Genomic DNA, 10,844 nt, shown 5'->3' with positions numbered 1-10,844 from the left:
CGGCACGCCTCGGCCTGCGCCTTCGCGGTGAGCATGGCGATCGGGTCGGACTCGTACTTCTTGTTCGAGGTGTAGCCCGCCTTCTTGGCCCGCTCGATGGTCCACGTGAACTCGGACCACTCGCTCTGGCCCTTGCGCCGCGCGGCGACCGTGACGCTCGTGTCGTCGGCCCCGGTGCGGACCACCTCGTGCCCGGCGCGCAGCACGAGGGCCACCATCGTCCGGGCGTACAGCGCGGGCTTGCCCTGCACGACGAAGATGTTCGCCAGCGCGTTCATCGGGTCGAGGCCGAGGGACTTGCCAGCCAGGATGGCCGCCGCCGCCGCCTCGGGCTTGCCGCGGAAGCTCGCCGGGACGAACTCAGTCCCACAGAGTGCGGTCCCGAGCCGGTGCGCTGCGTCGAGCTCCTGCGCCCACTGGACGAGCTCGACCGCCGTCTTGGTTGTCGGCGCGAGGGGCGAGACCGTCGCGGGAGTGGTCGGGCCTGTCGGAAGGGTGATCTCAGAAGATGTCATCGAGGTTCTCCTCAAGCTGTCGAGTGGCCCAGCGGGGCAGGCCAAGGGGTGGGGCGTCGGGGTAGCCGGGCCACGTGTCGGTGGCGAGGCATTTGCGGTAGATCTCTTTGGCGCCATGGTTCACTTCGCGGCCGCGCCGGATGGCGTAGTCATCGAGCTCGACGACGCTCACGAGGTAGGGCGGCGACTTCTCGACGAGCACGAAAACGAACGGCAGCGTCTCGCCCAGCCAGACGTGCGTGCCGTCCTGATAGTGCGCCGCGCTCTGGTAGTAGCCGAGGTCGTAGGCGAGCTTCGGGAAGCTCCTCGGGTCCGCGTTGACCGTCGTCTTGAGGTCCACGAGGTAGCCCTGCTGCCATGCGTCGGGGCGGCACTTGAGCATGAGGCCGTCCTCGTCCCAGAAGAAGCTCACCTCGGCTTGGTGGCCCGTGAAGGCGTGCCGCGCGGCGGGGTGGGCCATGATCGAGTCGCGCATGGCCTTGACCTGCGCCCAGTCCTTCGGGAGCAGCGGGATCTTCCCGGCGGCGCGAGCCTCGGCCTTGGCCTCCTTCGCAGCCTTGGTCAGCCAGTTCTCGGCCTCGACGACCACGACGCCGCTCTCGTCCTGCTCGAGCACGAGGCTATGGGTGATGGTCCCGAGGTCATAGGCGTCCTTCTGGATGGGATGCTCGCGCTCCCACTTCCAATGGGCAGGGGTCTTTGTGGCGAGGGTCTTGAGCGACGTCGAGCCGAGGGCCGGGTCGGCGTGGTAGTCGGCGCTGGAGATCCCCTCGTACACACCTGGGGAGTAGCTCACACAGTCACCTTCTCCACGCACACCCGGTACTGCTTCGCCGGAATGCCGCAGGCGCAATGCGGGCAGTGGATCAGGCTCCCGTCGAGGACCGCCTGACCGATCGCGTTGATGACGGCGCGACAGACCGGGAAGACGGTCGTGTGCGATCCTGTGCAGTTGTGGAGGTACTTGACGTAATGCCCGGCCTCCTCGGTGCATCCGTAGTGGACCGTCGGCGAGCACTTCGGGAGGACGGGGCCGATCCACGCGCGGAGCTCGGCGGCCTGCTCGGAGGTGATGCGCGGGTTGAACTCGGTCACCGTCGCCCCCGATCACAGACCCAAGCGGCGCCGGCCACGCCCCAGAAGACGCAGGCGGCGAGGAAGCAGAAGGCGAACATCAGACCTCGTCCCCGTGGATGTCCACCTCACACAGCACCCGAGCTGACTTCGCCTTGAGCTTCGGTGTCTCATACGTGTCCGCCCCGTCGATGATGGACAGCTCATCCACCTTCACCGCGCACTTGAGGAACCGGGTTGCGTCCGTGAAATAGGCCTTCGCCTGAGCTGGGCTGGGCGAAAAATGCAGGCCCCCGCCGCAGAAGTTCCCCGGCTTCCATGCGGGGTCGGTGACAGTCTCCCCGATGGGGTAGGCGAAACCGCGCCCCGACCTCAGGTCATCGTTGACTGCCTTGTAGACGATCAACTCGCCACCCTCGGTCTTGACCCCGTGGTAGTCGGCCCAATCCTGGTGGCCGTCGAGGTCGAGCTGGGTGATATCGATGACAACGCCGCCTTCGACGGTGGCGCGCCCGGAGTGGAGGCGTACGGCGACATACTTGCCCGCCACGACGCGGCTGGAGTCCCACGCCACGACGCTGCTGGAGCCCCGCGCCTCGACGCGGCTGGAGTCCCGCGCCTCGACGCGGCTGGAGTCCCGCGCCTCGACGCGGCTGGAGTCCCACGCCACGACGCGGCTGGAGTCCCGCGCCACGACGCGGCTGGAGCCCCACGCCACGACGCGGCTGGAGTCCCGCGCCACGACGCTGCTGGAGCCCCGCGCCACGACGCGGCTGGAGTCCCACGCCACGACGCTGCTGGAGCCCCGCGCCTCGACGCGGCTGGAGTCCCGCGCCTCGACGCGGCTGGAGTCCCACGCCACGACGCTGCTGGAGTCCCGCGAATGCACGTCGATCCAGACCCCGGCAGGAGAGTTGATGATGATCTCGGGATCGCCAGCCTTGAGTGCGGCGTCGAGTTCCTTCTGAGTTGTAACGGTGGTCATTTGTTCTTCTCCTTATAGTCGTCGGGGTGGTAGGACTTGCCCGAGTGCATGTCGTAGGTGGCGAGGCACTTCTGGCACTTCACCCACACGCAGCGCTCGCTGTCGCAGTGGCGCTTGCCGAGGTTCAGCCGCGAGGCTTGGCAGCGCGGGCAGTCGATGGCCTCCGGGGGCAGCTTGTCGCCGCTCACTTGAGCGGCTCGAATCGGATGTCTGTGATTTTGATTTCCCGGCCGCATTTGGCGCAGTCGACACCGCCGATGGCTGCGTACTTCGCGAAGACCTTGAAGAGACTCTGAAGGTGTGAATCACAGCGGAATCGGAGATACCCGCAGCACGTGTGGACTACGCGGATGACTGCGATCTGATAACAGTCGATCATGTTGCAGGGGATCTCGGCCTCAAAGTCCAGCCCCGCCAATTCCTTGAGCGACGTCTCCACGCGCTCAGCCGGTGCAATGCTCATGGTCAGACCTGCCTTGTGTAGTGGACGGTCTCGGATGGGTGCTCGGCGACGGTGCCGCCCTCGGTGTCGGTGAGCTTGTATAGCCACGGCCCGACGCCCCACGCCTGCCCGAGCCTGCATTCGACGGCCTCGGGGTAGTCGTGGAGGGTGCCGTCCTTCGTGGCGACCTGCCAATGCCTGGCGGGCTTGCCCTCGTGGTACTGGCGGACCAGTTCGGTGACCTCGTGCTCGAACAGCCAGCGCACGGGCTCGTCGTCGCGGAACAGGACGTAGCTCGCGGTGTCAGCGTCGGGCGTCTTGCCGTAGGCGTCGATGACGCGGGCGAGGTGATAGGTCACGGCGCCTCCTCGTCGTAGTGAGGGTGGGTGGCGAAGCGAAGGATTGTCTGCATGCGGTCGAGGAGGACCGAGCTCGTCTTGTCGTGAACCTTGGCGCGGTAGACCTCGCCGATCGCCTTGTGGAGCTCGGCCGCGAGCTCGGGGTCAGTGAGGCGCTTGGCTGTCCCGAACCCAAACTCGCTCGGATCGTGCATCTTGGGCTGCTCGCCCATTGCCAGGCATGAGAGCGCATAGTTCCTGACGACTGGATCAAGCGGCGGGCGGATAGATGCGCAGCTCCGTATCCTTCACGGCGTCACCTCGACCCTCTCCGGCGCGAACACGGCAGGATGCCCGTGGTGGTCAAGCTCGACTTCGACGTAGCCGGAGAGCAAGACCTGCAGGACAGTCCCCGTCTCGTCGCGGTAGTCGGGCGAGTCCGATGCGGCCCCGCCGACGATGACGACTCGGTCGCCCTTGGCGAGTGAGGGGTGCGGTTCGGGGTGGATGGAGATGATCACGGCGTCGAAGTCCCTCCTCATGTCAGCTCCACCAGCTCAGACGCCTCGTCGAACCACGCCGGGTTGGGCCTCAGGTCGAGGGCGACTTCGGTCCCGCGCGAACCATGCCGGGTGACCGTGCCGACCATGTTGATGCAGCTCGGGACGGGGAACGCCTCGGCCTTGAGGTCGCGCGCCACGCGGACGCGGGTGCCGACGGGGATCACGACAGCGCCTCCTGGAGGTGCAGCGCGGCCTCGCCCTTGGCGATCGCGAGGGCGAGTTCCGCATGGACGCGGGCGTGGCTCTTGTCGCCGTAGCCGTAGCCCGTGCGGAACAGCGGGCCCTCGCACTGGAAGGGCTGCACGGCAGTCCAGCCGATCTGGCCTTTCCACATGCGCCACTTGGCGATGTTGCGGACCATCCCGTGCCGCTCCCAGCCGGGCTTCTCGGCGGCACGGATGAGCTTGAGCTCGTGGACCCCATGCCAGAGGCGACGACGGTCTGGGCCGAAGACGAGCACGAGACCGACGCCCTCATCGAATATGTCGGTGATGTTCGCGAACTCTCCAGAGACGCGGATCTGCACGAGGTCGCCCTCGTGGAACGTCTGGACCGCATCGGTCTCGTCGTCGCTTCCGGTCTGCTCGTGGGGGTCGCGGAATCCGGTGTAGGGGACTCCGGGGTGCTCGGTGTCGTAAGTCATGGCGACTCCTGAAAAGCGAAGCCCCCAATGTTTAATCGGGGGCTGGGGTGGGAAATGGGTATCCGCAGGGGCGCAGGTCGATTCATTGCAAGGGGAGAAAGGAACCGCCATAAGACCCCTCGAATCGCCTTCGCCGCGGTTCGTTGACCTATGCGTTGGCGGCGCGCGCGTTGACGCCCCTGCGGAAGCTTTGGGTGCCCTCTCTCGACTAGAGACCCGGAGAGGGCGACGGGTTGGAAAACGCTCCGATCCCGGAAGATCGCAGAGGGCGGGAGTGGAGCGCCACTCTAGGTCTTAGTCGTCGGCGTCGGCCGACTCCCGCCGGTATCCGGCGTCTAGGATCGCGCGGGCCGCTTCTCGTGAGTCCCTTGCCTCGTCGATGATCGCGGCGAGCTCGATGAGGTCGCGGCGTAGGCGCTGCTGGGACTTGGTGATGCGGTGTTCGTGGATGGCTGCTCGGGACATCATGGCTGCGCTCCTTCAAGTGCTCGGTCGGCACGGGCGCTAGCGTCTTCGCCGGTCGGGTCGTCGTAATCGAGGAAGTAGGCGAGGTCGGGATCGAACCTGCCCTGCTTGAACTTGTTGGCGAGCTTGTCCGCCTTGGCATCGGAAAGCTCAGCGCCGCGTTCTGCGGCCATGTCTAGGAGCGCGTCGCGAAGTTCGTTCTTCGTTGCGCTCCGGTCGAATCCTTTGAGGAACATGAGACTTCTCCCCTTGAAATCGCCGAGTCTCGAAAGACAGGTGCGTGGAATTGGGTGGTGCGCCCGGCCGCTGAGGACTTGGTGGTTACGCTCAGCGGCCGGGCGGTTCGGAGGGAAGGCGGCCGAGCCATGCCTTCAACTCGTCGGCGGTCACAAGGGGCTTGCGTCCGTTGTAGACGGCGATGATGTCGCCCTTCGCGATGAGCGACTGCAATGTGCGGAGGCCGATGCCGACGGCGTCGGCGGCATCCTGGAGTGAGTAGGCGAGGCGTTCCATTTGTCAGTCCGCCTTGAGAAGGTCTTCGAGGGCTACCTCAAGGGCCTTGGCGATGTTCTCGAGCTCCTCGACCGTGAACTTCTGCGGCCGGTTGTCGAGCTTGTCGTGGAAGGTGGAGCGCGCGAGGCCGGCGGCCTTGTAGAGCTGCGCCTTCCGCATTCCCCGCTCTGCTGCGAGGCGGTTGATGTTCCGAGCGATGGCTTCGCTGCGGGACGGTTGCTTTGCTCCCATGTCTTCAATCTACTCCCATTTGGGAGGAAAGCAACAGGCCTGTAATTACTAAATCGACTTGTCTTATTCCCGCATGGGCTTGTTAGCTCCCGAAACGTAGCGTATGCTCCCATACATGGAGACCAACCACGGGAAGCTGATGCAGAGAGCGGTCCGGAAGCAGATCCGTATAGAGATCGCACTCCGGAACCTCAAGCCGGCCGACGTGGCTCGTTCAGCGGGGATGTATACGAGCACACTGAGCCGATACCTGAACGACTCACAGGACAAGCCATTGCCCTTTGAAGTCCTCGACGCGATCGCCGTCGCCCTAGACATGCTGCCCGAGCAGATCATCGCCAACGCGCGCGGGCTTCTCGATGACCTACGCAAGGAAGACGAGGAATAGACCCCAGACACAGAGGAAGGCCCCCGCGAGCATTTGCTTAGCTCCGGGGGCCTTTTCCTTGAGTGAGGGTCAGACGGGCATCGTCCGCATCATCGCGACTAGCACTTCCAGCGGCACTCCGAGCGAGTCCGCTATATCCGACAGCTCGGCAATGGACTTGGACCTCAGCCCTTCCATTCCTCGCCTCGCGCTCCCCGCGCTCTCCTCGATTGCTGCGACTGCGGCCATTGTCCGACGCACCGCCCTTTCCCCATGATCTAGCCTCTGGCAGACATCCTTCCCCCGATTGGAAGGCGTCCTCCCCGAAGTCCGAACGGCTGTCGGTTTAATTCGGTGAATTGATTAGAGATCGGCGTGACAGAACCGTCAACTGACAGACCTGTCTGTCTTTAAACGTTGCCCGCGGAAACATGCGGATCAGGTGCTGAAATTCCAAGCTACTACCCAGTTTTGTCAGGATTCATCCTCAGCCTGAGGGTTAGGCGGAAGCGAGAGGAGCGCCCCCATCTTCTCCATGGCCGCCTCCAGTTTGGGCAGGTTCGCGCGGCGGGTGTACTTGATCGTCATGGCCTCGGTGGTGTGCCCGACGATGTCCTTGATCGTGTGCATGGGGATGCCAGCCATGTCGAGGAGGTCCACCGTCGTGTGCCGCGAGCCATGGAGCACGACGTCGCCCGGCAGGCCCGCCTCTTCGAGGAGCTGGTGCCAGCGCGCCGAGACGTCGTCCGGCGACATCGCCGACCCGTCAGGCTCAGTGAAGACCAGCCCCGGCCCGCGGCCCTGCATGTGCAGCGCGAGGATGGAGCGCAGCGGCTCGACGAGGGGGATCTCCCGGCCCTTCTGGACGTTGCCCTTGCGCGACTTGAGCGCGGACAGGTAGAGATTGCCGCCGACGTGCCGGTAGACGCGGGTCTTCGGCGCGTCCTCGAAGTTGGAGATCCGCTTGAGCTGCCACGAGAACAGCAGGGTCTCCCCGACGCGGTCGGACTCCAGCCCAAGCACCTCGCCGCGGCGCGCGCCCGTCAGGAGGAACGTCGCCCACAGCGCTCGGTCGGGCCGAGTCGCGAGGTGCGCGATGAGCTGGACCGCCTGATCCAGTGTCAGGCCGTCGCGCACGCCCATGAGCGCTCCGGGCCGGTCCATGGCGTCGCACGGGTTGGACCTGAGCAGGCCGCCCTCGCGCACGGCATCCCTCAGCGCGGTCCTCAGCGTCGTGTGGACGGCGAGCACGAGAGTGGTCGAGCTGCTGGCCTCCTCGATGGCCTTGTGGACCTGGCGGACGTGGCTTGCGCTGATCTTCGCCAGTGGTCGGCTTCCGATCGTCGGCTTGATCCACTTCCGGATATGCCCGCGCTGGTTCTTCGTGTGCCCCGGCTCCTGCCGGGGCTTGGCGATGTTCTCGATCCAGTAGTCCAGCCACTCGCCGAGGGTCATGGACTTCACGACGATGTCGCCGTGCTGCTCTAGGTCCGCCTGCGCCTTCCGCAGCTCCTCGATGGCCTTGCGCTTGTCCCTGCGGCAGACCACCCGCCGCCGGCGCTTGCCGTCCGCGCCCCGCGGGAGCTCGACGGAGACGCACCACAAGCCGTCGGATGCGCGCTGGTAGACCGAACCCTCGCCCTTGCCCCTAGTCGTCGGAGCCATGACAGCCGCATCCGGCGCCGCCGCTGAACCGATACGGGTTGCGGCGGCCGCGGTCAATTCGAGGTGTCGAGCTGAGTCTCATGGTGTCGTGCCACCGCCCGTCATGGTGCCCGGCCCCATAGCCCTTATCCCACGCCCGAGCCGCACGCTCATCTGACTGCGCTTTGACCCGGTGGATCTCGCGCTCCACCTCGCGGAGGCGGTAGAGCACATCAGCGACATCCCTGTATGCCTGATAGAGCTCATTGGTCTGGTCCTCCGGAACTCGGTCGAAGAACTCGCTGCAACGAGCAAGAGCCGCCTCGAATCGCTCTTCCATGTCCATCCCCTTCACTGTAGCCATAGCTTTAGCCATGCACCAGCACGCCCCGGCGTGTCGTGGTCCCTTGAGAGAGGCCGTTTTCCGCATGTTTCCGGGCTTCGGCAGGTCTCAGACCACCCTATCTGCCATACTGAGCGTATGCCGGATCGGGCGATCCTTCCCTGATTCTACGCGGTTTCCGGCCCTCGACTGTAGCCGGCACTTTAGCCGAAGTACCTCGTGGGCTATTGACATGCCCATGCACGCCAGCGCACTATCGACCCATTAACTCAAGCCGTTGGATGAATCGAGAGAGCCATGGCGCACTACCCAGCACAGCCCCAGTGGCAGCCCCCGCAGCCTCCGCAGATGCCCATGCAGTACGCTCCCCCGCGGCCGAAGAAGCATCACGCATGGGGCGTCATCATCCCGCTCTGGATCATCGCGTCGCCGATCGCCGCGTTCATGCTCTACGTCGTGATCCGCTTCCTCTGGATCGTGGCGTTCGGGAAGTGACCATGGATGTCATGACTGAGCGTGCCGCCGTCGCCAATGTGATCGCCCACCGAGTCTCGGAGGGCTTGGACGTCGACCAGAAGCTCATCGATGAGTGGAGACGCCTCCGACGACCAGCGGCAGCTCGAGCTAGCTGGCTGACCCAACGACGAAAGCGCCCCCATCCATCACCTGCTGGGGAGGTGAGGATGGGGGCGCTTTTCTATGTGAGGGTGATCTGTCCGAGGTTCCTGACGATGACCTCGGGGCTTGCGGTGACCTGGATGAATACCGTGTAGGTGCCGGGGCTGAGGCTCCCGATCCACGCGGCCGGGTTGCCGTCGACCACCGTGCATGCCGTCCATGTTCCCGGCGTCGTGGCGACTCCCGCGACGATCGAGTATTGGCAGCCCGAGGAGATCGAGATCGCCGACCTCGGCCCGTTCTTGGTGACGCTGATCGGCAGGTACTCGGCCGTCGCGGCCGGCATCGTGATCGGCCCCATGATTGCCGCCTTCCATCGAGGGAGTCTGAGGGACGAGAACCAGCGCGGCTGGTCGGGGACGGCGGCCTGCCACCGAGGCTGCAGGAGCCGCACGGTGAGGTCGAGGTGGCTGCCCATGGCCGCGGAGATCATGGCCTGGACGGAGTCGGTCAGCCCGACGGCGTCGGATAGTGACCGCTGGACGGTCTGCGTAAGCGAGACCGAATCCGTCAGCCCCGACGGGTCGCCGGGGCCTTGCTGGGCGTTGAGGACCGTGCTGATGGCGTCTGCGAGGCCGATCGGGTCCGCGGGGGTGCGGATGTACCCGAGTGAGCTCGCCACACCGTCTGTGAGGCCCACGGGGTCGCTCGCGGAACGAACCGCATTGAGTCCCGAGGTGGCCGCGTCGGTGAGCCCGACGCTGTCCGCGCTGCTGTTCTGCTGGGCCTGCACGACGCTCGCGGCGTCGGTGATGCCCTCGGGATCTGCTGGACTCGCCGTGTAGTTGGTGCCGCCGCCGTTGAGCTGCGCGGTGGCGCTGTCGGTGATGCCTACGGCGTCCGCTGGCGCCTGCTGCTGGGCTTGGATGAACGTCGCCGAGTCGGTCACGCCGACCGGGTCAGCGGGTGCGGCCTGCTGCGACTGCATGAAGCTCGCCGAGTCAGTGATCCCGACGGGGTCCGCGGGGTTCGAGGATAGGAATGCGCCCTGCGACTCGGAATCTGTGATGCCAACCGGGTCGGAGACCGTGACCTGCTGGGACTGGACCACCGTGACCGAGTCTGTAAGGCCAACGGGATCGGCCGGAGCCGCCTGCTGCTGCTGAACGAAGGAGACGGAATCGGTCAGGCCGAGCGGGTCGCTCTGGGAGCGCACGAGCGCCTGCGCGGCCGCCGCCGTATCGGTGATTCCCTCGGGGTCGCTCGGGGCGAGGAACTGATTCTGGACAACCGACGCCAAGTCGGTCAGGCCCTCGGCGTCCGCGGCCGAGCGGACCATGTCCTGCTGCTGAGCGAGGGATTCGGTGACGCCTTCGGAGTCAGCCGGGGTCAGGAATTGGTTCTGGATGAACGAGGCTGAGTCGGTGATGCCCTCAGAGTCGGCGGGGTTGGCGGTGTAGTTGGTGCCGCCGCTGCTCGCTGCCTGGATCTCGATCGCGAGCAGCGAGTATGTCTGCCCGGTGGGCGCGGTGACGCCGAACGCCGTCGCCCCGGCGGTCGGTGCCTGCTCGTAGTCGTAGTAGGCGACGTAGTTGTTCGTGGAGCGGTTGTCGATGCCCTCGGACGTGTTGTTCGATGAGTTCGAGTAGGTGGCGCTCGCGGGGGAGTTGGCCGCCCAGTCGGCGTCCATCCATGAGATCACAGACCCTGCGGCGGTCGTGGTCAGCGAGGATGTAGCGGTGCCGGTGCTGACTTTCTTGTCCAGCGCCGGGGTGGCAGCGAGCTGGCAGGTGGAACCGGACCACTTCTCGACCATCATCGAGTGGAACTGGGCCGAGCCGCCCGCGACGGTGGAGACCGTGACGGTTGTCGAGGATCCGCCTGCGGTGACGGCCCCGGTCCACATGTACGCCGAGCAGTGGCTCGAGGTGGTGTCCGACTGCTGCAGGGTCCACGTGATCGTGTTCGCCGAGTTCGTCGGGGTGTTCAGGTGCAGGGTGGAGTCCTCGCCTGCAGCCTTGACGACGATGATGTCGCCCGTGGCCGGGGTGAACGAGGGGGAGACGAGGCTGGTGCCTTGGCTCGTGGCCGTGACCAGGAATG

General features: G+C 65.7%; 20 protein-coding genes. 2 read left to right on the top strand and 18 right to left on the bottom strand.

What is annotated here, in order from left to right:
- The 15 genes from ACTHL9_RS16880 to ACTHL9_RS16810 all read right to left on the bottom strand — a co-directional run.
- Nucleotides 1-515, bottom strand: a 515-nt coding sequence (locus ACTHL9_RS16880) for a hypothetical protein (RefSeq protein ID WP_440520437.1), incomplete at its 3' end; no start/stop codon positions are given.
- Complete coding sequence (locus tag ACTHL9_RS16875) at nt 502-1,311, bottom strand: PD-(D/E)XK nuclease-like domain-containing protein (protein WP_440520436.1); 810 nt, start codon at nt 1,309-1,311, stop codon at nt 502-504. The genes ACTHL9_RS16875 and ACTHL9_RS16880, both read right to left, overlap by 14 nt.
- Nucleotides 1,308-1,610, bottom strand: coding sequence for a hypothetical protein (locus tag ACTHL9_RS16870; protein WP_440520435.1), 303 nt, complete (start codon nt 1,608-1,610; stop codon nt 1,308-1,310). The genes ACTHL9_RS16875 and ACTHL9_RS16870 overlap by 4 nt, the downstream gene beginning before the upstream one ends.
- A gap of 79 nt (nt 1,611-1,689) precedes the next feature.
- On the bottom strand, nt 1,690-2,574 hold the full coding sequence (locus ACTHL9_RS16865; protein WP_440520434.1) for a DUF7666 domain-containing protein: 885 nt from the start codon (nt 2,572-2,574) through the stop codon (nt 1,690-1,692).
- Entirely contained in the window at nt 2,571-2,762 is a 192-nt protein-coding gene (locus tag ACTHL9_RS16860; protein ID WP_440520433.1) for a hypothetical protein, read from the bottom strand. Before ACTHL9_RS16860 ends, ACTHL9_RS16865 begins: the two co-directional genes overlap by 4 nt.
- Nucleotides 2,759-3,037: a hypothetical protein gene (locus ACTHL9_RS16855; protein ID WP_440520432.1), complete on the bottom strand. Its 279-nt coding sequence runs from the start codon at nt 3,035-3,037 to the stop codon at nt 2,759-2,761. Before ACTHL9_RS16855 ends, ACTHL9_RS16860 begins: the two co-directional genes overlap by 4 nt.
- Nucleotides 3,038-3,039: 2 nt before the next feature.
- On the bottom strand, nt 3,040-3,375 hold the full coding sequence (locus ACTHL9_RS16850; RefSeq protein WP_440520431.1) for a hypothetical protein: 336 nt from the start codon (nt 3,373-3,375) through the stop codon (nt 3,040-3,042).
- Nucleotides 3,372-3,587, bottom strand: coding sequence for a hypothetical protein (locus tag ACTHL9_RS16845; protein ID WP_440520430.1), 216 nt, complete (start codon nt 3,585-3,587; stop codon nt 3,372-3,374). Before ACTHL9_RS16845 ends, ACTHL9_RS16850 begins: the two co-directional genes overlap by 4 nt.
- A gap of 75 nt (nt 3,588-3,662) precedes the next feature.
- Complete coding sequence (locus tag ACTHL9_RS16840) at nt 3,663-3,896, bottom strand: hypothetical protein (protein WP_440520429.1); 234 nt, start codon at nt 3,894-3,896, stop codon at nt 3,663-3,665.
- Nucleotides 3,893-4,081 carry a hypothetical protein gene (locus ACTHL9_RS16835; protein WP_440520428.1) on the bottom strand — a complete coding sequence of 63 codons (189 nt, stop codon included), beginning with the start codon at nt 4,079-4,081 and terminating at the stop codon, nt 3,893-3,895. The genes ACTHL9_RS16840 and ACTHL9_RS16835 overlap by 4 nt, the downstream gene beginning before the upstream one ends.
- Nucleotides 4,078-4,560: a hypothetical protein gene (locus ACTHL9_RS16830; RefSeq protein WP_440520427.1), complete on the bottom strand. Its 483-nt coding sequence runs from the start codon at nt 4,558-4,560 to the stop codon at nt 4,078-4,080. Before ACTHL9_RS16830 ends, ACTHL9_RS16835 begins: the two co-directional genes overlap by 4 nt.
- A 294-nt stretch (nt 4,561-4,854) precedes the next feature.
- Nucleotides 4,855-5,028, bottom strand: coding sequence for a hypothetical protein (locus tag ACTHL9_RS16825; protein WP_440520426.1), 174 nt, complete (start codon nt 5,026-5,028; stop codon nt 4,855-4,857).
- Nucleotides 5,025-5,261 (bottom strand): hypothetical protein, encoded by a 237-nt coding sequence (locus ACTHL9_RS16820; RefSeq protein WP_440520425.1) that lies wholly within the window; start codon nt 5,259-5,261, stop codon nt 5,025-5,027. Before ACTHL9_RS16820 ends, ACTHL9_RS16825 begins: the two co-directional genes overlap by 4 nt.
- Before the next feature lie 91 nt (nt 5,262-5,352).
- Nucleotides 5,353-5,538: a helix-turn-helix domain-containing protein gene (locus ACTHL9_RS16815; protein ID WP_440520424.1), complete on the bottom strand. Its 186-nt coding sequence runs from the start codon at nt 5,536-5,538 to the stop codon at nt 5,353-5,355.
- A 3-nt stretch (nt 5,539-5,541) separates the two neighbouring features.
- The gene (locus tag ACTHL9_RS16810) at nt 5,542-5,769 is read right to left on the bottom strand and encodes a helix-turn-helix domain-containing protein (RefSeq protein WP_440520423.1); all 228 of its coding nucleotides are present in this window, start codon (nt 5,767-5,769) and stop codon (nt 5,542-5,544) included.
- 115 nt (nt 5,770-5,884) lie between these two features.
- Here ACTHL9_RS16810 and ACTHL9_RS16805 point away from each other — a divergent pair, with 115 nt between their 5' ends.
- Nucleotides 5,885-6,157, top strand: a complete 273-nt coding sequence (locus tag ACTHL9_RS16805) for a helix-turn-helix domain-containing protein (RefSeq protein ID WP_440520422.1) — start codon at nt 5,885-5,887, stop codon at nt 6,155-6,157.
- A 453-nt stretch (nt 6,158-6,610) separates the two neighbouring features.
- Here the strand turns inward: ACTHL9_RS16805 and ACTHL9_RS16800 are convergent, their stop codons facing one another.
- Together ACTHL9_RS16800 and ACTHL9_RS16795 are read right to left on the bottom strand one after the other, a co-directional pair.
- Nucleotides 6,611-7,801 (bottom strand): tyrosine-type recombinase/integrase, encoded by a 1,191-nt coding sequence (locus tag ACTHL9_RS16800; protein ID WP_440520421.1) that lies wholly within the window; start codon nt 7,799-7,801, stop codon nt 6,611-6,613.
- Nucleotides 7,785-8,120 (bottom strand): hypothetical protein, encoded by a 336-nt coding sequence (locus ACTHL9_RS16795; protein WP_440520420.1) that lies wholly within the window; start codon nt 8,118-8,120, stop codon nt 7,785-7,787. The genes ACTHL9_RS16800 and ACTHL9_RS16795 overlap by 17 nt, the downstream gene beginning before the upstream one ends.
- Before the next feature lie 351 nt (nt 8,121-8,471).
- On the opposite strand from ACTHL9_RS16795, the gene ACTHL9_RS16790 reads away from it, so the two are divergent.
- Nucleotides 8,472-8,618, top strand: a complete 147-nt coding sequence (locus tag ACTHL9_RS16790) for a hypothetical protein (protein WP_440520419.1) — start codon at nt 8,472-8,474, stop codon at nt 8,616-8,618.
- A gap of 202 nt (nt 8,619-8,820) precedes the next feature.
- Here ACTHL9_RS16790 and ACTHL9_RS16785 read toward each other — a convergent pair.
- Nucleotides 8,821-10,844 (bottom strand): hypothetical protein (locus tag ACTHL9_RS16785; protein WP_440520418.1); only part of this gene is annotated, 2,024 nt, incomplete at its 5' end.

Source organism: Sinomonas sp. (genome assembly GCF_051955515.1).
Classification (GTDB): Bacteria; Actinomycetota; Actinomycetes; order Actinomycetales; family Micrococcaceae; genus Sinomonas.
The sequence above is the reverse complement of the archived record's forward strand: the minus strand, read 5'-3'. Positions and strand labels throughout refer to the sequence as shown.

What these genes read in the sequence shown, in the direction of transcription:
- ACTHL9_RS16795 (WP_440520420.1), bottom strand. Translation starts at nt 8,120, where the DNA reads ATGGAAGAGCGATTCGAGGCGGCTCTTGCTCGTTGCAGCGAGTTCTTC.
- ACTHL9_RS16820 (WP_440520425.1), bottom strand. Translation starts at nt 5,261, where the DNA reads ATGTTCCTCAAAGGATTCGACCGGAGCGCAACGAAGAACGAACTTCGC.
- ACTHL9_RS16830 (WP_440520427.1), bottom strand. Translation starts at nt 4,560, where the DNA reads ATGACTTACGACACCGAGCACCCCGGAGTCCCCTACACCGGATTCCGC.
- ACTHL9_RS16825 (WP_440520426.1), bottom strand. Translation starts at nt 5,028, where the DNA reads ATGATGTCCCGAGCAGCCATCCACGAACACCGCATCACCAAGTCCCAG.
- ACTHL9_RS16815 (WP_440520424.1), bottom strand. Translation starts at nt 5,538, where the DNA reads ATGGAACGCCTCGCCTACTCACTCCAGGATGCCGCCGACGCCGTCGGC.
- ACTHL9_RS16855 (WP_440520432.1), bottom strand. Translation starts at nt 3,037, where the DNA reads ATGAGCATTGCACCGGCTGAGCGCGTGGAGACGTCGCTCAAGGAATTG.
- ACTHL9_RS16810 (WP_440520423.1), bottom strand. Translation starts at nt 5,769, where the DNA reads ATGGGAGCAAAGCAACCGTCCCGCAGCGAAGCCATCGCTCGGAACATC.
- ACTHL9_RS16800 (WP_440520421.1), bottom strand. Translation starts at nt 7,801, where the DNA reads ATGGCTCCGACGACTAGGGGCAAGGGCGAGGGTTCGGTCTACCAGCGC.
- ACTHL9_RS16790 (WP_440520419.1), top strand. Translation starts at nt 8,472, where the DNA reads ATGCCCATGCAGTACGCTCCCCCGCGGCCGAAGAAGCATCACGCATGG.
- ACTHL9_RS16805 (WP_440520422.1), top strand. Translation starts at nt 5,885, where the DNA reads ATGGAGACCAACCACGGGAAGCTGATGCAGAGAGCGGTCCGGAAGCAG.
- ACTHL9_RS16840 (WP_440520429.1), bottom strand. Translation starts at nt 3,896, where the DNA reads ATGAGGAGGGACTTCGACGCCGTGATCATCTCCATCCACCCCGAACCG.
- ACTHL9_RS16845 (WP_440520430.1), bottom strand. Translation starts at nt 3,587, where the DNA reads ATGGGCGAGCAGCCCAAGATGCACGATCCGAGCGAGTTTGGGTTCGGG.
- ACTHL9_RS16865 (WP_440520434.1), bottom strand. Translation starts at nt 2,574, where the DNA reads ATGACCACCGTTACAACTCAGAAGGAACTCGACGCCGCACTCAAGGCT.